The sequence below is a fragment of the Kitasatospora griseola genome (genome assembly GCF_014648555.1).
In the GTDB taxonomy this organism is placed as follows: domain Bacteria; phylum Actinomycetota; class Actinomycetes; order Streptomycetales; family Streptomycetaceae; genus Kitasatospora; species Kitasatospora griseola.
Map to the genome: position 1 here is coordinate 127,271 of NZ_BMRI01000001.1, position 18,431 is coordinate 145,701.

The 18,431-nt window shown below is 72.6% G+C and carries 14 protein-coding genes; 11 read left to right on the forward strand and 3 right to left on the reverse strand.

Translation table 11 applies throughout. The features are described from left to right. Both IEZ12_RS37470 and IEZ12_RS00605 read left to right on the forward strand, forming a co-directional pair. Positions 1–3,445, forward strand: a 3,445-nt coding sequence (locus IEZ12_RS37470; RefSeq protein WP_308430975.1) for an RHS repeat-associated core domain-containing protein, incomplete at its 5' end; no start/stop codon positions are given. An 88-nt stretch (positions 3,446–3,533) separates the two neighbouring features. After that, positions 3,534–4,013: a hypothetical protein gene (locus IEZ12_RS00605; RefSeq protein WP_189270255.1), complete on the forward strand. Its 480-nt coding sequence runs from the start codon at positions 3,534–3,536 to the stop codon at positions 4,011–4,013. Positions 4,014–4,615: 602 nt separating this feature from the next. On the opposite strand, the gene IEZ12_RS00610 is transcribed toward IEZ12_RS00605, so the two are convergent. Beyond that, positions 4,616–5,356, reverse strand: a complete 741-nt coding sequence (locus tag IEZ12_RS00610; protein WP_189270256.1) for a (2Fe-2S)-binding protein — start codon at positions 5,354–5,356, stop codon at positions 4,616–4,618. A 159-nt stretch (positions 5,357–5,515) separates the two neighbouring features. Here IEZ12_RS00610 and IEZ12_RS00615 point away from each other — a divergent pair, with 159 nt between their 5' ends. The 9 genes from IEZ12_RS00615 (at position 5,516) to IEZ12_RS00655 (ending at position 16,457) form a co-directional block, all read left to right on the forward strand. Further along, positions 5,516–6,484 carry a FecCD family ABC transporter permease gene (locus IEZ12_RS00615; protein WP_229847160.1) on the forward strand — a complete coding sequence of 323 codons (969 nt, stop codon included), beginning with the start codon at positions 5,516–5,518 and terminating at the stop codon, positions 6,482–6,484. Next, positions 6,481–7,542, forward strand: a complete 1,062-nt coding sequence (locus IEZ12_RS00620) for a FecCD family ABC transporter permease (protein WP_043913590.1) — start codon at positions 6,481–6,483, stop codon at positions 7,540–7,542. Before IEZ12_RS00615 ends, IEZ12_RS00620 begins: the two co-directional genes overlap by 4 nt. Next, entirely contained in the window at positions 7,539–8,369 is an 831-nt protein-coding gene (locus IEZ12_RS00625) for an ABC transporter ATP-binding protein (RefSeq protein WP_189270257.1), read from the forward strand. The genes IEZ12_RS00620 and IEZ12_RS00625 overlap by 4 nt, the downstream gene beginning before the upstream one ends. Positions 8,370–8,461: 92 nt before the next feature. After that, positions 8,462–9,457 (forward strand): ABC transporter substrate-binding protein, encoded by a 996-nt coding sequence (locus IEZ12_RS00630; RefSeq protein WP_189270258.1) that lies wholly within the window; start codon positions 8,462–8,464, stop codon positions 9,455–9,457. A 38-nt stretch (positions 9,458–9,495) separates the two neighbouring features. After that, positions 9,496–10,692 (forward strand): ATP-grasp domain-containing protein, encoded by a 1,197-nt coding sequence (locus IEZ12_RS00635; protein WP_189270512.1) that lies wholly within the window; start codon positions 9,496–9,498, stop codon positions 10,690–10,692. After that, positions 10,689–12,359, forward strand: a complete 1,671-nt coding sequence (locus tag IEZ12_RS00640) for an IucA/IucC family protein (RefSeq protein ID WP_189270259.1) — start codon at positions 10,689–10,691, stop codon at positions 12,357–12,359. The genes IEZ12_RS00635 and IEZ12_RS00640 overlap by 4 nt, the downstream gene beginning before the upstream one ends. Continuing rightward, a complete protein-coding gene (locus IEZ12_RS00645; RefSeq protein WP_229847114.1) occupies positions 12,356–13,549 on the forward strand; it encodes an MFS transporter in 1,194 nt (397 codons plus the stop codon). Before IEZ12_RS00640 ends, IEZ12_RS00645 begins: the two co-directional genes overlap by 4 nt. Then, positions 13,546–15,276 carry an IucA/IucC family protein gene (locus tag IEZ12_RS00650; RefSeq protein WP_189270260.1) on the forward strand — a complete coding sequence of 577 codons (1,731 nt, stop codon included), beginning with the start codon at positions 13,546–13,548 and terminating at the stop codon, positions 15,274–15,276. Before IEZ12_RS00645 ends, IEZ12_RS00650 begins: the two co-directional genes overlap by 4 nt. Beyond that, the gene (locus IEZ12_RS00655; protein WP_189270261.1) at positions 15,273–16,457 is read left to right on the forward strand and encodes a type III PLP-dependent enzyme; all 1,185 of its coding nucleotides are present in this window, start codon (positions 15,273–15,275) and stop codon (positions 16,455–16,457) included. The genes IEZ12_RS00650 and IEZ12_RS00655 overlap by 4 nt, the downstream gene beginning before the upstream one ends. 38 nt (positions 16,458–16,495) lie before the next feature. Here IEZ12_RS00655 and IEZ12_RS00660 read toward each other — a convergent pair whose 3' ends face one another. After that, positions 16,496–17,410, reverse strand: coding sequence for a dihydrodipicolinate synthase family protein (locus IEZ12_RS00660; protein ID WP_189270262.1), 915 nt, complete (start codon positions 17,408–17,410; stop codon positions 16,496–16,498). Then, positions 17,410–18,207, reverse strand: a complete 798-nt coding sequence (locus IEZ12_RS00665; RefSeq protein ID WP_043913598.1) for an aldolase — start codon at positions 18,205–18,207, stop codon at positions 17,410–17,412. The genes IEZ12_RS00660 and IEZ12_RS00665 overlap by 1 nt, the downstream gene beginning before the upstream one ends. Positions 18,208–18,431: the final 224 nt, after the last annotated feature.

Genomic DNA, 18,431 nt, shown 5'->3' on the forward strand with positions numbered 1-18,431 from the left:
CCCGGCCGCCGTCACCTGGACCGTGACGTCCAGTCTGCTCGACGGCATGGCCAACACCACCACCACCGTCATCTCCGAGAAGACCGTGGTGGGCGGCAAGACCCTGGCCCGGCCGAAGTACATGATCGCGCCGACCTCCGCCGCCACCCCTGCCGCCTGCGCGGCCGACCCGGCCACCAAGGGCTGCCGCGTCCTGCAGTTCGTCTACGCCAACACCACGACCGCGACCGGCTACAGCACCTCCAGCCAGTTCGGCGACTTCGCCGGCCAGGTCTCCACCATCAAACTGTGGGCCACCGCCCCCGGCGCGGCAAACGCCACCGCCACCGACGTCGCCACCTACCGCTATGACCTCGGCGGCTCGCTCCGCCAGACCTGGGACCCCCGGACCGGCCAGCCGACCCAGACCCAGTACTCGTACATTGCCGGTGGCGCCTCCGACGGCGCGCTGTACGCCATCCTGCCGCCCGGCATCAACGGCGGCTACCACATGGCCTACGGCAACATCGCGGCCAACCCGGCCGCCGGCGACGGCATGCTCACGAAGGTGTGGACCAACACCCTCGCCCCGGGCACCAACACCGTCAACGGCACCGCCAACACCACCATCGTGTACGGCGTTCCGACCAGCGGCAGCAAGGCGCCCGAGGAGTTGTCTGTCACCACCGGCGCGACCTGGGGCCAGACCGACCTGCCCACCGACGCCACCGCCGTCTTCCCCGCCGACCAGATCCCGGCCTCCAACAGCGGCACCGACCTGAACGCGGGCGACTACACCCGAGCCACCGTCAACTACCTGAACGCCTCCGGCCGCCAGGTCAACACCGCCGCCCCCGGGCACCGCATCACCACCACCGAGTACGACAAGTGGGGTAACAGCGTCCGCACGCTGGCCGCCGCCAACCGCGAACTGGCCCTCGGCACCACCGACGCCGCCAAGGCCCAGCTGGCCGACCTCGGCATCAACACCCTCCCCAGCGGTGAGCGCGCCCAACTGCTCTCCAGCGCCAGCCAGTTCAGCACCGACGGCCAGCGCGAGACGGAGAACTCCGGCCCGCTGCACCGCGTCACCCTTGCCGCCGACGTGGTGTCCGGCGGCGCGACCGTCGCCAAGGCCGGCACCCAGACGATCGCCCGCACCCGCACCGTGAAGACCTACGACGAGGGCCGCCCGACCGACGGCACCGCCAAGGTCAAGGACCAGGTCACCACCACCGTCACCGGCGGCGCCCTGCGCGCCTGGCCGGACGTCTTCGCCGAGACCCGCACCGACAAGACCGTCTTCGACTGGGCACTCGGCCTGGCCACCCAGCAGATCCAGGACGCCGGCGGGGTGAACCTCGTGACCAGCACCGGCTACGACAGCCAGGGCCGCACTATCTCCCAGTCACTGCCCAGGTCGAACGGTTCGGACGCGGGCACCCTCCGCACCACCTACTGGTCTGCCACCGGCACCGGCACCTGCGCGGGCCGCCCCGAGTGGGCCGACCTGGGCTGCCAGATCGGTCCGGCCGGCGATATCACCGGCGGCGGGACGAACCCGACCCAACTGCCCGTCAAGACCGTCCAGTACGGCCTGTTCGGGCAGACCGCGCAGACCGACGAGACCGCAAGCGGTGTCACCCGCACCGTCATAATCACTCCCGACGCCGCGGGCCGCCCCGTGACCACCACCGTCAGCGGGGGCCTCGGCGCCGCCGTCCCGGCGGTCACCACCACCTACGACTCCGTCACCGGCGCGGTCACCAAGCAGACCTCCACCACCGGCGGAACCATCACCAAGGCCTACGACGCGCTCGGTCGTCTGACCTCCTACACCGACGCCGACGGCGCGACCACCTCCACTCAGTACGACGCCCTGAACCGGCCCACCAAGGTCACCGACAGCGTCCCCTCCACCACCACCTACACCTACGACACCGCCATCGACCCGCGCGGCCTGGCCACCTCGGTCACCGACTCGATCGCCGGCACCTTCACCGCCCGCTACGACGCCGACGGCCGCGCCGTCACCCAGGGCCTGCCGGGCGGCTACACCACCACCGACACCTACGACCCGTCCGGCACCGCGGCCGTGCGGACGCACACCCGGGACAGCGACGGCACCGTTCTGGTCCGCGACAGCATCACCGAGACCGTCCACGGCCAGTGGGCCACCCACACCGGCACCCCCGGCGTCACCGCGGCCCAGACCTACGCCTACGACCGGACGGGTCGCCTGACGACCGTTCAGGACACCTCGCCCGACGCCGTCTGCACCACCCGCAGCTACGGCTTCGACAACAACACCAACCGCACCTCGCTGGCCACCGCGGTTGCCGCGCGCGGCACCGACTGCACCACCAACGGAGCCACCACCCAGACCAACACCTACGACACCGCCGACCGCCTGGTGAACCCCGGTTACACCTACGACGCGTTCGGCCGCACCATCGCACTGCCCGGCTCCACCGTCGCCTTCTACACCAGCGACCTGGTCCAGCAGCAGACCACCGGCGACAAGCGCCAGACCTGGACCCTCGACTCCAGCCAGCGCCTGCGCGCCTGGACCATCGAGACCAACAACGCCGGCACCTGGACCTCCACCGGCAGCAAGACCAACCACTACGACGGTGACACCGACAGTCCCCGTTGGATCGTCGAGGACGCCGCCGGAAACCTCACCCGCAACGTCGACAGCATGAACGGCAACCTGGGAGCGACCACCACCAAGACCGGTGGCACTGTCCTGCAGTTCGCCAACCTGCACGGCGACATCTCCCTCCAGCTTCCACTGGACACCGCCGCCGCTCCCACTGTCCTCGACAGCGACGAGTACGGCAGCCCGCGCGCCGGACAGGTGACCGTCCGCTACGGCTGGCTCGGAGGCAAGCAGCGCTCCGGTGAAACCGTCGGCGGCCTCACACTCATGGGCGTGCGCCTGTACAACCCGGCATCCGGGCGCTTTCTGTCCGTCGACCCGGTATATGGCGGAAACGCCAACGCATATGACTACACCTCGGGCAACCCCCTGACACGCTTCGACCTCGACGGCAAATGGAGTTGCGGTGCCTGCAAATACTTGAGGCGCAAGCATCTCGAAGCAACTGCGTGCGCTTCACTGGGACAGCGAGGGTGCCAGTGGGCGATGCAGCTCTCCAACATCCTGAAGAAGATCGCACCCGGAGGCCACGGCCGGGACAATGCCATTCGGCACTTCATGTGGCAGTCGGCCCTCACCCTCTACTTCGGCGCGGCCGCAGCCAAACGTCTGGGAGACGCCCACGAATACGGAGAGCATGGAGAGGACCACAATATCGACGTGTTCAACAACAATGTGGCCAGGAACTATGCGAGGAGCTATTGGTTCCGCAAGCGCATGAAGGCCGCAATCTCACGACGCCAGTTCTTCGAAGTTCTCTACCAACAGGCCGACCGGGTCTACAACTCCGGCGCCCTCCGCTAGTCGCGGGCCGCTCCACACGGATCCACCTCGCCCCCCACGAGGTGGATCCGTCCCCAACCGGGTCCTCTCTTTGAAATGAAGGGTGAAAATGAAGAAACTGTGGCGGGTCTATCTCCTCCTGGCTGCGACCGCGGCGGCAGGGATGGCCCTGCTCTCACTACCGGAGCTCCTGGCCGATAAGGGGTGCGACGCGGCCGTCGGACGCGCCGACTCCGAGCAAGCCCGGCAACTCCTGGCGGCACATCCGGACAGCGTCGCGGACGGGCGTTCCAGTAAGGCCTGCAACGTGGACGGCGGCTTCGGCCATGCCGAGACGGAATATCAGTACGCCGTGCCCGAGACGGACATTGTCGCCTTCTATCAGAAGCATGCCACCTCGATCGGATGGGCCGCTGACGACGAAGGCGCGACAGGCCATCCGGAGAATGTGGGGTTCTGCTTCACCGGGACGGTCTCCGACCGGCCGGTCCTGATCCGGGTCTCCTTCCGGAAGCCGGAGCACACCTACGTCGTCAAAGCCGAGTCGAGCCTGAAGGACGAGAAACCGGGCCGGTGCTGGGTGTCGTAGCCAACAGCAACGCCCGATATGACAACGATGCATGTCGCCAAAAACGGCCCCGCACGGCGTTGAGCGGACCTTCAGGAGCGACCGCGGCACACGGCACCGTCGGCGATGCAGAGGCGACTGCACAAGCGGCGGCCCTCTCCGCGTACGGCGCCTCGCTGTACTGATCGCGCACTCCGGCCCCTCCGCCCCCGTCGGGACGGAGGGGCCTCTGCATGCCGGCGGGACTTCTTCGCCGCCATGCTCGCCCCACCAAGCCGCTGAGTGGAACGACGCCACACCGCCACGATCAGTAGCCCCGCACCGAAGCCCACGGCGAGGAGCGGGCTCAACGTCGTGGTCTCCGCTCAGCGTTCTCGCTGCCTCGCATCGTCATCACCGTCGCGTGTGCACTGGTTGTGAAATGATCTTCCTCTAGAGCCATGATTCCGCAGGTCATAGGCATGTTCGATCAGAACTACGACCTGTAGGACTCCTCCGACCTGCGGAAGCGCTGTCTTCGAACCCGCCCACGACCGTCCGACGGCTCGCGATGCGGGATGGGCGCGAAACGGAGAACGGGCCTCCGGAGTGCCCCGGCCCGCCGGCTTACGGCCGAGGAGTCGCTACGGGTGCTGGGCGGTCGCTCGCCGTGGGCAGGTCCCGCAGGGGTTGGCCGGGTCGATGGCGTAGTAGAGGCAGCAGCCGCTGCGGGTGCGGGTCCAGGCGCCGTGCTCGTGGCGGAAGGCGGCGGGGCCGGTCCAGGGCGGGGTGCCGGCGGGGACGAGGGCGGTGGCGACGGCGACAGCCCGGTCCTCCTCGCCGAGCATCCGGCCGAGGTACTGGATGCCGGAGACCAGGTCGTCGGTGGCCATGCCCCACAGTGCGCGGGGACCGCGTCGGACGTAGGGCTGGAAGGCGGCGAGAACGGGCCCGACGTGGGCGGCGACGGTGTCGCGCAGGGTGGCTTCGTCGCCGAGCACCCAGCCGCCGGGGCGGAGCGCGAAGTCGCCGGTGTCGGCGTCGATCCACAGGTCGCGGGCGGGCAGGACCGGCACCCGCCGCTCCAGGTACCAGACGCCGCTGATCACCAGTGAGCCGGTCCACAGGTAGTGGTGGAGCAGCCGGGAGGCCGCGACGTGCGGCCGCGGGGTGATGCCGTGGCGGCTGTGGATCCGGGTGGCCTCACCGTCGATGAGCCGCTCGACGGACGAGGCGATCCGGTCGGCGGGGATCCACTGCCGGCCGTCCGCCGGGGCGTGGTCGACCAGGGTGAGGCTCAACACCGGGCAGTTCTCGCCAAGTTGACGGTACGTATCGGCCAGCCTGTCGGCCGTGCGCGCATACCCGGAGGGCAGGTGGAGCATGGTGACCCCCTGTCGGATTGAGGTGAGGCAAACCTTACACAGGCTCACCCCGGGCTTGACGAAATTAGGTAAGCCTCACCAAACTTTGATCTCGTGCTCAGTACCGAAACACCGGCGTCCACAGCCCCGGCGGCTCGGCACTCGGCGGTCCGGCGGCCTCTGCTGCTGGCGGCCGGTGTCGGTGTGCTGGTGATCTGCGCGGCGCTCAGCCTCGCCCTCGGATCGCGATCGATCCCGCTCTCCGCGGTGATTGACGCCCTGTCCGGAACGGCGCACGGCGGCGATGCCGATGTGGTGGTGGGTCTGCGGGTGCCGCGGACCGTCATCGGGGTGACCGTCGGCGCCGCCCTCGGGGTGGCCGGGGCTGTCGCCCAGGGCGTCACCCGCAACCCGCTGGCCTCGCCGACCACGCTGGGGATCAACGCCGGGGCGAGCTTCGCCGTGGTGATGGCGATCTTCGCGCTGGGTCTGACCCGACCGCTGGAGTTCGTCTGGTTCGCAGTCGCCGGTGCGGCGGGCGCCGCGCTGCTGGCGTACGGAATGGCCCGTCGCTCGGGCGACCTCGACCCGGTGCGGCTCGCGCTCGGCGGCACCGTGCTGTCGGCCGTCCTCGCTTCCTGGACCTCGGCGCTGATGCTGGCGAGCCGTCGGACGCTGGACGAGGCCCGGTTCTGGCTCGCGGGTTCGATCAGCGGGCGCAGCCTGGACGCGCTGTACCAGGTGCTGCCGCTGATCGTGATCGGCGTCCTGCTCGCGCTGCTGGTCTCCCCCGCGCTGAACGCGCTGGCGCTCGGCGACGAGACCGCGCAGGCGCTGGGCGTGCCGGTGGCGCGGATCCGCATGGTGGGCGGCCTGGCCGTGGTGCTGCTGGCGGCCGGTGCGGTCGCGGTGGCGGGGCCGGTGGCGTTCATCGGACTCGCGGCGCCGCACCTGGTGCGTCCGCTGCTGGGCAACGACCATCGGCTGCTGGTGCCGGGCTGTCTGGTCGCCGGTCCGGTGCTGCTGCTGGCAGCCGATGTGCTGGGCCGGCTGGTGGTGCGGCCCTCGGAGATCGAGGTCGGCATCGTCACCGCGTTCCTCGGCGCGCCGCTGCTCGCGGTGCTGGCGCGGAAGGTGGCGTCCCGATGAGCGCGGACACGTCGATCCACGGTCGGGCCGGCGCACCGGCCTCCGGTGCGTTGGCCGGGGCCCGCCGCCGGAGTCTGCTGCTGGTCGCCGGCGCCGCCGTGCTGCTGGTGCTGATGACCGGGGTGGCGCTGTCCACCGGCCAGGTCCGGATCCCGCTGCTGGACGCGCTGCGCGCGCTGTTCGGCTTCGGCACGGACGGGGACGTGCTGGTGGTGCGGGAGTTCCGCGCGCCGCGGGTGCTGTCGGCGCTGATCGCGGGGGCCGGCCTGGCCGTGGCGGGTTCGCTGCTGCAGCGCCTGTTCCGCAACCCGCTGGCATCCCCGGACGTCATCGGGGTGACCGGTGGTGCCTCGTTCGGCGCGGTCCTGCTGCTGGCCACCGGCGCCTCGCAGGCGTTGACCCCCCTGGCGGCGCTCGGCGGCGGGCTGCTGGCTGCGGCGCTGCTCGGGGCGTTCGCGTGGCGCTCCCGGCTGGCCGTGACCCGGCTGGTGCTGGTGGGCCTGGCGGTGCAGGCGGGCCTGGCGGCGGCGGTCAACCTGATGATCGTCCGATTCCCGGCGGAGCTGGCCGGCCAGGCGCTGCAGTGGACCACCGGTTCGCTGTACGGCCGCACCTGGCCCGAGGTGTGGGCGGCGGGCGGAGCCGTCGCGGTCGCGGTGACGGCGGTGTTCCTGCTGAACCGTCAGGTCGCGGTGCTCGACCTGGGCGACGACTCGGCCGGCGGGCTGGGCCTCGACCCGCACCGGATGCGGCTCGCCCTGCTGCTGCTCGCCGTGGTGCTGGCCTCGTTGGCCGCCGCGCTGACCGGACCGGTCGCCTTCGTGGCGCTGGCCGTACCGCATCTGGTGCGGCTGCTGGCCGGGCCGCCGACCCCGGCGACGCTGGCGCTGACCGCACTGACCGGCGCGCTGCTGCTGCTGACCGCCGACCACCTCGTCCTGCATGTCCTGCCGGTGCACGGCCTGCCCGTCGGCGCCGTCACCGCGACGCTCGGCGCCCCCTGGCTGCTGGCGCTGATGATCCGCCAGGGCCGACTGCCGCAGAGGAGTTCCCGATGACCACCGCCGCCACCACCGCCACCACCGGAGCCACCGGAGCCACCGCCGACCGGCTGGCCGCGCACGGCCTGCAGCTGCGGTACGGCGACCGCACGGTCGTCCGGGGCCTGGACCTGGAGCTTCCCGGCGGCGCGGTCACCGCCGTCGTCGGCCCGAACGCCTGCGGCAAGTCCACCCTGCTGCGCGGACTGGTCCGGCTGCTCGACCCGGCGGCCGGCACGGTCACCCTGGACGGCGCCGACATCCACCGGATGCCGGCCAAGGCGCTGGCCCGCCGGATGGGCCTGCTGCCGCAGCAGCCGGTCACCCCGGAGGCGGTCACCGTGGAGGCGCTGGTCCGGCTGGGCCGCTACCCGCACCAGCGGATGCTGACTCCCTGGTCGGCCGCCGACCAGGCCGCCGTCGAGGGGGCGCTGCGCCGCACCGGCACCGACGTGCTGCGCGACCGCCCGGTGGACCAGTTGTCCGGCGGCCAGCGGCAGCGCGCCTGGATCGCGCTGGCGCTGGCCCAGGACACCGACCTGCTGCTGCTGGACGAGCCGACCACCTTCCTGGACCTGCGGCACCAGCTGGACGTCCTGGACCTGGTCGCCGACCTGCACCGGGACGCCGGGCGGACGGTGGTGATGGTGCTGCACGACCTCGGCCAGGCGGCCCGCTACGCCGACCACCTGGTGGTGCTCGACGGCGGCGAACTGGCCGCAGCCGGCCCGCCGGGCGAGGTGCTGACGGCCGAACTGGTCGAGCAGGTCTTCCAGGTGCCCTGCCGGGTGATCCCCGACCCCGAAACCGGCACTCCACTGGTCGTTCCGCTGGCCCGCCGCTGACCCCGTCCCCCTGAGCTTCCGGTGATGCCACGAGAGAGCGCGCCACCGGGCGATGAACCCTGCCCGAAAATCCACCCCGCAAGGACAGAAACATGATCAACCGCAGACTCCCCGCCGCCGTGCTCGCCGCCGTCCTGTCCACCGCGCTGCTCGCCGCCTGCGGCAGCAACGGCTCCTCGGACGCCGAGCCGGCCGCGAGCCGGGCCGCGGGCGACAGCGCTGCGGTCTTCCCGCGCAGCGTCAAGCACGCGATGGGCACCGCCGAGATCAAGGCGCAGCCGAAGAAGGTCGTGGTGCTGGACTCGGGCGAGCTGGACGACGTCACCCTGCTCGGCATCACCCCGGTCGGAGCGGTCGCCCCGCACCTGAAGACCGAGGGCGGCTTCCCGGCGTACCTCAAGGGCAAGGTCGACGGCGCCAAGGACGTCGGCCCGATGAACGAGCCGAACCTGGAGCTGATCGCCTCCCTCAAGCCGGACCTGATCCTCACCTCCAAGGTCCGCCACCAGAAGGTGTACGACAAGCTCAACGCCATCGCGCCGACCGTGATGGCCGAGACCACCGGCGAGCCGTGGAAGGCGAACCTCAAGCTCTACGCCGAGGCGCTGGGCAAGGACGCCGAGGCGAAGAAGGCACTGGCCGACTACGAGGCGCGGGCCGCCGCGCTCGGCGAGGCGGTCAAGGCCAAGTACAGCGGCAAGGCGCCGACCGTGTCGGTGGTCCGCTTCGTGGCCGGCCCGACCCGTCTCTACCAGAACGCCTCGTTCAGCGGCGTGGTGCTCAAGGACGTCGGCATGGGTCGTGCGATCCAGGGGCCGGACGTCGACAAGTCGATGCTGGAGGTCGGCCCGGAGCAGATCAACCAGGCCGACGCCGACCTGGTGTTCGTCACCACCTCCGACGACCCGACCAGGACCAAGCAGGCCGAGGTCCAGCAGACCGCCGTCTGGCAGGGCCTGAACGCCGTGAAGAACGGCAAGGTCTTCACCGTGCCGGACGAGACCTGGATGTCCGGCATCGGGGTCCAGGCCGCCGACGAGATGCTCAAGGACGTCGCCAGGGCCGCCGGCGTCGACGCGCCCAAGTAACCCTTCCATTCCGCCACTTGTACCGGGGACTGATCACCATGCGGCTCTACCTGCTCGCCCTGAACCCCACCGACTCGGTGACCGACGGCTTCCTGCCGGCGGCGGCGAGGCTCGGACTCGACGTCACGGTGCTGACCGACAGCGTCGAGGACCACCGCCGGGCCTACGCGGACCGGGAGTTCAGACCGGAGCTGGTCGAGTGCGAGGTCCGCGACTTCCGCGCGGTGATCAGTACCGTCTCGCAACTGGCGGCCCCCGATGCGGTGTTCAGCAACAGCGACCACCTGCAGACCCAGACCGCGCTGGCCGCCGAGTACTTCGGGCTGCCGGCCAAGGACTGGAAGGCCGCGCTGCGTGCCAAGGACAAGGGCCTGCTGCGCCGCCACCTGGCGCTGACCGGCCTGGACACCGTCCGCTCCGCCGAGCTGCCGCCCGGCGCCGACCCGGCGGAGCTGGACGTGCCGTTCCCCTGCGTGGTCAAGCCGCGCGAGGGCGTCGCCAGCGAGGACGTCTCGCTGGTCTCCGACGCCGCCGAACTCGCCCGCCGCTGCGCGGAGATCCGCGCCCGGCGGGCGGGGGCGACGCTGGTGGTCGAGGAGTTCCTGACGGGCGAGCTGCACACCCTGGAGACCCTCGGCGACCGGCACACCCGGCACGTCCTCGGGGGCTTCCGGACTCGGCTCTCCCCACCGCCGGACTTCATCGAGGAGGTCCTGACCTTCGTGCCGGCGCACCCGCCGGAGGTCACCGCGCAGGTGCTGGCCCAGCTCGACGCGCTCGGCGTCGGCCTCGGCGCCTGCCACACCGAGTTCGTCGTCCAGCCGGACGGCCGGGCCCGGATCATCGAGGTCAACTACCGTGCCATCGGCGACCAGTGCGACCTGATGCTGGCGCGGATCCTCGACATCCCGCTCTTCGAACTGGTGCTGCGCGCCCACCTCGGCGAGCGACTGCCCGCCGACCTGGGGCTGCGCACCGACCGGCGGGCCCGCAACGAGGCAGTCCTCGCCGACCGGGCCGGCACCCTGGTGGCCGCGCCCGGCCCGTACGACAGCGAGGCCGACGGCGTCACCCTCTCCTACCGGCCGACCCGCCCGGTCGGCGAGCGCCACGAGCACTACCGGACCAACCGCGACTACCTCGGCGTGGTCTGGGCGACGGCCCCGAGCCAGCAGCGGGCGGACGCCGCCGTCGCCGCGTTCATCGCCGCCAACCGCTGGGAGATCGCCCAGTGACCGCCGCCGAGCAGTTGACGCTGCGGGTGCTCTCCGCGCTGCTGCGCGAGGACGTGCTCGGCCTGCGCACCGGCGCGGCGCTGGAGCAGCGGTCCGACGGGCCGTGGCTGCGCAGCGGCCGGTACGCGCTGCCAGTGGCGCCCGAGGGCTTCCAGTGCGAGTACGCCGCCCGGCTGCCGCTGCTGGAGGCCGACGACCGCAGGTTGACCGAACTCCCGGAGATCCTGGCCCGGTTGGCCGCGGACGCCGATCCGCTGGACCGGCCCGGACACCTGGCCTTCGCCGAGGAGTGCCGGCAGACCCTGGCCACCATGGAGCTGCACGACACCGTCCGGGACGAGGTGCACGGCCGGCTCGCCGAGGCGTACGGCAAGGACACGGCACAGTGGACCGGGCTCGGCGCCTCGCCGGCCTTCGACACCCTCGCCGCCTACCTCGACCACCCGGTGTACCCCACCGCGCGCGGCCGCTCCGGCCTCACCGACGGCCAACTGCGCGCCTACGCACCGGAGTTCCATCCCTCGTTCGAGCTGCGCTGGTTGGCCGTGCCGGCCGGCGAGCTGGACGTGCACGGGGTCGCGCCGCTCCCCCGCTGGTGGCCGAGCGCCCGCCGGTTCGGGGTGGCCGGCGACCACCTGACCATCCCGGTCCACCCGCTGACCGTCGGCCACCTCCCGGACCTGCCCGGGGCGGTCCTGATCGACGAGCCGTACCTGGAGGTGCTGCCGACCCTGTCGATGCGCACCGTCGCGGTCGCCCACGACCCGTCCCTGCACCTCAAACTGCCGCTCGCCACCGCGACCCTCGGCCTGCGCAACCGGCGCACCATCAAGCCGGGCACGCTCGCCGACGGGGCCGCCGGGCAGTTGCTGCTGCAGGCCGTCCTGGACCGCGAACCCCGGCTCGCCGGACGGATCCTGCACGCCGACGAGCAGTGCCACGCACAGGCCGCCGGCGACGAACTGCTCGCCGTGCTGCTGCGCCGCTACCCGGCCGGGCTCGACGACGCGGTGACCGTCCCGCTGGCCGCGCTGCTGGCCGCGGCACCCGGCGGCCGGCTGGTGGTCGACGACCTCGCGGACCGCTTCTACGCCGGCTCGGTGCTCGACCTGTACCGGGCCCTGCTGGAGCTGCTGCTGGACTGGCAGACCACACTGTTCGGGTACGGCATCGCACTGGAGTCGCACCAGCAGAACACCTCGCTGGTGCTGGACACCGAGGGCGGCCGGACCCGGCTGCGACTGCTCTACAAGGACAACGACGGCCCCCGGATCAACACCGCCCGGCTCGGCGAACTCGCCGACCACCGCAGCCTGTTCGACGACGCGCGGATCTTCGGCGACCAGGACCGGGCGCTGACCGACCTGTTCACCACCATCACCGGCCACCTGTGCACCGCCGCCCTGGCCTTCGGCCTCGCCGAGCACGGCCGCGCCCCGCTGGAGCAGACCCTCGGTCTGCTGCGCACCACGCTGAGCGAGGCGGTCGAGCGGCTCGGCCCGGTCGGCGCCCCGCTGCGCACCGACCTGCTGGACGCCGAACGGCTGCCGGTCAAGGCGATGGTGACCGCGGGCACCCTGCTGGCCAAGGACCGCTCGGGCGCCGCCGACATCAACAAGCACTACACCAGTGGGCCCAACTACCTGCTCCGCGCGGGGCGGTCGTGAGCAGCGGGGCGCTGGAACGCGACGCCCCGGCCGTCGACCGGCCCGCCGGCCTCGACCGGCGCCAGGTGCACGCGGTGGCCGCCTGCTACTTCGTCGCCTCGTTCGCGGCGCTCGGCCTGCCGCCGTACCTGACCCAAATCCTGCCGACCCTCGGCGACCGCGAGGGGCGCTGGGCCGGGGTGCTGTACATCGTGCCGACCGTGTTCAGCGCGCTCGGCGCCCCGCTCTGGGGCCGGCTGGCGGACCGGTTCGGCCGCAAGCGGCTGCTGCTGCGCGCCCAACTCGGGCTCACCGCCTCCTTCCTGCTGGCCGGCGCGGCCGACTCGCTGGCCGCCTTCACCGTCGCCCTGGTGCTGCAGGGCTTCCTCGGCGGCACCTTCGCCGCCACCAACGGCTACCTCGGGGCGGCGCTGCGCGGCTTCGAACTCTCCCGCGCCCTCACCCTGATGCAGGGCAGCGCCCGGGCCTCGCTGGTCGCCGCGCCGATCCTGGTCGGCGCGCTCTCCCCGTGGATCGCACCGCACCGGCAGTACCTGCTGATGGCCGTACTGCCGCTGGCCGCCGCCGCGCTGCTCGCCTTCCTGCCGGAGCCGGAGCAGCCGCACCGGACGGCGGCGACCACCGCCTCGGCACCCGCGCCGGTGACGCTGCTGCGCCTGCTCTACCTCTTCGAGTTCGCGTTCGTCTTCGCCACCATCGTCTCCTTCCCCTATCTGATCGCCCTGGTCGAACAGCGCCTGCCCGGTGTCTCCGGCACCGTCTCCGGCATGCTGTTCGCCCTGCCGCACCTGGTGTACCTGCTGACCGCGGGCCGGGTGCACCGGATGTTCCGACACCGGCCGCGCAGCGGCCTGTTCGCCGCCTTCGCGCTGGTCGCCCTCGGCCTCGCCGGGCACGGCGCCGCCCACTCCCTGCCTGCCTTCGTCCTCACCCGGGCGGTCCTCGGCGCCGGCGTCACGCTCGGCCTGGTCTGCCTGTCGGTCCTCGCCGCGGCCGCCGCCGAAGGGCGGGCGCCGGGGCGGATGTTCGGCACGCTGGAGCTGGTCTCCAAGGGCGGCGCGGTCGCCGCCGGCGCCGCTGCCGCCTTGGTCAACGGCGCCTTCGGTCCGACCGCCCCCGTGCTGGCCGGCACCGCCGCGGCCGCGCTCGCCGCCACCCTCGTCCTCCTGACCCGCTGGAGCCCCCGATGACCACCCAGACCGACCGCCATCCGCCGGCGGCGGGCCCGGACGCCCTGCCCACCGCCGACCATGTCGTCGCCCACACCCTGCTGAACTGCCTGCTCCGCGAGGTCTCCGGCCCCGAGCACCAGATCGCCGTCGCCGACGGCACCCTGCTGCTCCGTCTCCCCCGGCGCGGCGCCCTGCTCCGGGTCGCGCTGCGCCGCACCTCGCTGCTCGGCGCGCACCGCTTCACCGGCCCGGTCGGCGAGCAGACCCCGGACGGCTGGCGGGAGTTGGGCTGGCAGGAGCTTGCCGGGCACATCCGCGCCGAGCTCACCCTGCGCACCGGCGTGGCCAACGACGAGTTCCTGGACCAGGTCGCCTCCAGCCACCGCGGCGTCAGCGCCGCCCTCGCCGGCCGGCCCGCCGCCGCCGGCGACCGCTTCCTGGAGTCCGAGCAGGCCCTGCTCTTCGGCCACCGCTTCCACCCGACGCCCAAGTCCCGTTCCGCGGAGCGCGGTTCGTGGTCCGACTACGCCCCCGAGGCGCGCGCCGCGTTCCGCCTGCGTCACCTCGCCGTGCGGTCGGAGTACATCGCCCAGGACACCGCGGACCCGGGCGCGCTCGCCCACCTGGACGCGCTGCGCCCCGTCCCGAACGGCTACACCCTGCTGCCCGCCCATCCCTGGCAGTACCAGCTCCTCGCCGACCACCCGCTGTTCACCGCCGCCCTGGACCGCGGCGACGTCCTCGACCTCGGCGAGGGCGGCGCCCCGTACGCCGCCACCGCCTCGGTGCGCACCCTGTACGGCGAGGGCGCGTTCCTCAAGTTCAGCCTGAACGTGCGGATCACCAACTGCCTGCGGAAGAACTCGGCGTACGAGCTCACCGGCGCCGTCACCCTCACCCGGCTGCTCGCCGGACCGCTCGCCGACCTGGCGGAGCGCTTCCCCGACGCCGCGATGCTGCGCGAGCCCGCGTTCCGCACCCTCGCCCTGCCCGGCGCGGACGGCACGCCGGACACGGCGCTCTTCGAAGGCTTCGGACTGATCGTCCGGGAGGGGCTGGACCGGGTCGTCCGTCCCGGCCTGACCCCGCTGCTGGCCGCCGCCGTCGCCGACGAGTACCCGACCAGCCCCGCGCAGATCTCCGCCCTCCTGGCCGGCCACGACGCCGCGGACGCCCGCACCTGGTGGGCCGCCTACCTGCGGCTGGTCGTCCCGCCGGTGCTCGCCGCGTACTTCGACCACGGCGTCGTCCTCGAACCGCACCTGCAGAACGTCCTGGTCTGCGTGGATGCCGCCGGCCGGCCCGCGCAGGTGCTGTTCCGCGACCTGGAGGGCACCAAGCTGCTCCCCGAGCACAACGCCGCGCTGCTCGCCGGCCTGCCCGCCGAGGTGGCCGGCCCGATGACGTACGACGGCCGGCGCGGCTGGGACCGCGTCGTCTACTGCCTGCTCGTCAACCACCTCGCCGAACTGCTCGCCGCCCTCGCCGACCGGCACCCCGAGCTGGAGGCCGCGCTGTGGGACGACCTGCGCACGGTGCTCGGCGACTACGCCTCCGCCCACGGCTGCCCGCCGCGGCTCGCCGCCCTGCTCGCCGGCGTCCCGCTGCCCGCCAAGGCGAACCTGCTCACCCGCTGGACCCGCCGCCCCGACCGCGAGGCGGCCTACGTGCCGATCGCCTCGCCGCTGTCCCTCCCCGCCGGGGCGTGCGCGCCGCTCCCCGCCCCCGCCAAGGAGTACGTGTGACCGTCCGCACCGCGGCCGCCGAGCTGACCGAACTCCCGGCCTACCTGTACGACCTGGCAGCCCTGCGCACCCACGCGGCCGAGGTCCGGGCGGCCCTGCCCGGCCGGGTCGAGCTGTACTACGCCGCCAAGGCCAACCCCGAGGCACCGATCCTCGCCGCGCTGCACGGCCTGGTGGACGGCTACGAGGTCTCCTCCGGCGGCGAGTTGGCGCACGTCCACGCCACCGTCCCGGACGCGCCGCTGGCCTTCGGCGGCCCCGGCAAGTCCCCCGAGGAGATCGCCGCGGCCCTCCGGCTGCCCGCCGTCCGGCGCTGGCACGTGGAGAGCGAGCGCGAACTGCGCGTCCTCGCCGCGACCGCCGACCGGCCGGTGGACATCCTGCTGCGCGCCAACCTCCCGGTCGGCGACGGCACCCTCGACGGCGTGGCCCTCGCCATGGGCGGGCGCCCCACCCCGTTCGGCATGGACCCCGACCGGATCGAGGACTGCCTCGCGCTGCTCGCCTCCCCCGGCTTCGAGCGGCTGCGCCTGCGCGGCATCCACGCCCACCTGGCCAGCGGCCTGACCGCCGCCGAGCAGCTGCGCGTCGCCGAGCGGATCGTCAGCTGGTCCGCCGACCTGGCCGCCCGCCACCGCCTCCCGCTGCACGAGGTGAACGTCGGCGGCGGCATGGCCGTCGACTACGGCGACCCGGACGCCCGCTTCGACTGGACTGCCTTCGGCGAAGGCCTCGACAGGCTCCTGGCCCGCCACCCGGGGCTCACGACGCTCCGGATCGAACCCGGCCGCGCCCTCACCGCGCACTGCGGCTGGTACGCCACCGAGGTGCTGGACGTGAAGCACAGCCACGGCGAGGACTTCGCCGTGGTCCGCGGCGGCACCCACCACCTGCGCACCCCGGCCACCCGCGGCCACTCCCAGCCGTTCACCGTCCTCCCGGTCGAGGACTGGCCGCACCCCTGGCCCCGCCCGGCCGCCACTGACACCCGGGTCACCGTCTCCGGCCAGCTCTGCACCCCCAAGGACGTACTCGCCACCCGTGCCCCGGTCGCCGAGCTGCGGGCCGGCGACCGGGTGCTGTTCGCGACGGCCGGCGCGTACGCCTGGAACATCTCGCACCACGAGTTCCTGATGCACCCCCGGCCGGCCTTCCACTACCTCGACGGCGACCGGCGGTAGGCCGTCCGTCCGGCCGCCCCCGTGGGGAGTTCGCGTCGTCAGTCGGCGGACGGCGGGAGTCGGTCGGGGAGGAGGCGGCTGAGCAGCTCCCGCAGCCGGGCCGTCTCGTCGTGGGGCAGGGGCAGCAGCGGCGGGCGCGGCGGGCCGGACGGGCGGTTCTGGAGGTCGAGGCCCGCCTTGACGGCGCGGGGGAGGCCGTGGTCGACGATGAACCGCAGGAAGGGCAGCAGCTCCCGCAGCAGCTCATCGGCGCGGTCGTCGTGCCCGCCGACGGCTGCGGCGTGGAGCGCCAGCACCCACTCCGGTACGAGGCAGGGGGCGGCCGTGCACCAGCCGACGGCTCCGGCGCGGAAGGCGTCCAGGGCGACCGGGTTGCTGCCGTTGTAGACGGACAGCTCCCCGTCGGACCGCTCACGGATGGCGCGGAAGCGCGAAACCTCGCCCGAACTCTCCTTGACCATGGTGAGGTTGGGGATCTTCCGGGCGAGCGCGACCACCGCTTCCGGGTGCAGGTCCACGCCGCTGGTGCCGGGGTTGTTGTAGAGCATCATCGGCAGGTCGGTGGCACGGGCCACCTCGCCGTAGTGGCGGGCGAGTTCGTCCTCGGTCAGCTTCCAGTACACCTGGGGCAGCACCATGATCGCGGTGGCGCCGTGGCGGGCGGCCACCCGGGCACGGCGGACCGTGCCCGCGGTGCTCCAGTGGGAGACGCCGACGAGGGTCGGCACCCGGCCGGCCACGGTGTCGAGGGTGGTCTCGCAGACCGCGTCCCACTCCTTGTCCGTCAGGTAGGCGCTCTCGCCGGTGCTGCCCAGCGGGGCGACGGCGTGGCTGCCGGCGGCGACGAGGTCGCCGGTGAGGCTTCGCAGCGCGGGCAGGTCGACCTCGCCGGTGACGGCGTCGAAGGGGGTGACCGGGTAGGAGATGATGCCCTTCAGGGGCGGGTTGGCCATCAGAGTTCCACCTGTCCGGTCACACAGTCGGGGTGATTGCGCAGCGCCTTGCGCGCGTAGTACTCGAAGTTCGCCCTGCTGCGCCGGTCGGTGGAGGTCCAGTCGTGGGCCTCACGGGCCAGCGCCGGGTCCAGGGGTTGGATGGTCCCCGCCGACATCGCCAGCAGTTGCAGGCGGGCGGCCCGTTCGATGAGCAGCGCCAGGGTGCACGCCTCCTCGATCGTGGAGCCCGTCACCAGTTGGCCGTGGTGGGCCAGCAGGATGGCCCGCTTGTCGCCGAGGGCGGCGGAGATGATCCGGCCCTCCTCGTTGCCCACCGGCACGCCCGGCCAGTCCTTGAGGAAGGCGCAGTCGTCGTACAGCGGCGTCGTGTCCATCTGGGAGACCACCAGCGGCACTTCCAGCATGGCGAGTGCGGCCGTGTGCAACGGGTGCGTGTGGATGATGCAGTTGACGTCCGCGCGCTCCCGGTAGATCCAGGAGTGGAAGCGGTTGGCGGGGTTGGGCATGCCCTCCCCCTCCAGGACTTCCAGGTCCTCGTTCACCAGCAGCAGGTTGTCCTCGGTGATCTCGTCGAAGCCCAGCCCGAGGCGCTGGGTGTAGTAGGTGCCCGGCTCCCGCCCGCGGAAGCTGATCTGCCCGGCGAGGCCCGAGTCGTGGCCGCCGTCGTAGGCGATCCGGCAGGTGAGCGCCAGCTTCTGGCGCGTGGTCAGTTTCGAGTCCCCGAAGTGCCGGTCCATCTGCCGCTCGGCGCGGTCGACGAGGACGTCCTTCGAGTCCTGCAGTGTTTTCGCCATGTGTCTCTGCTCCCGCTCTCCGGCCCTGCCCCGGCGGCAAGGCCTGCGTCCGGAGCCGCAGCCCCGGAGGAAACTTTGTTCACCATAGGACACAAGGTTTCCTGTCGCAAGAGCCCCGGGGCAGGCGTCCGCAGCCCCGGCACACCACGGCGAAGTCCGCGACAGGCGCCGACGGGCCGCACCTCCCGGGCCTGCCGGTCGCGCCGCGGCGTAGCATGTGCTCG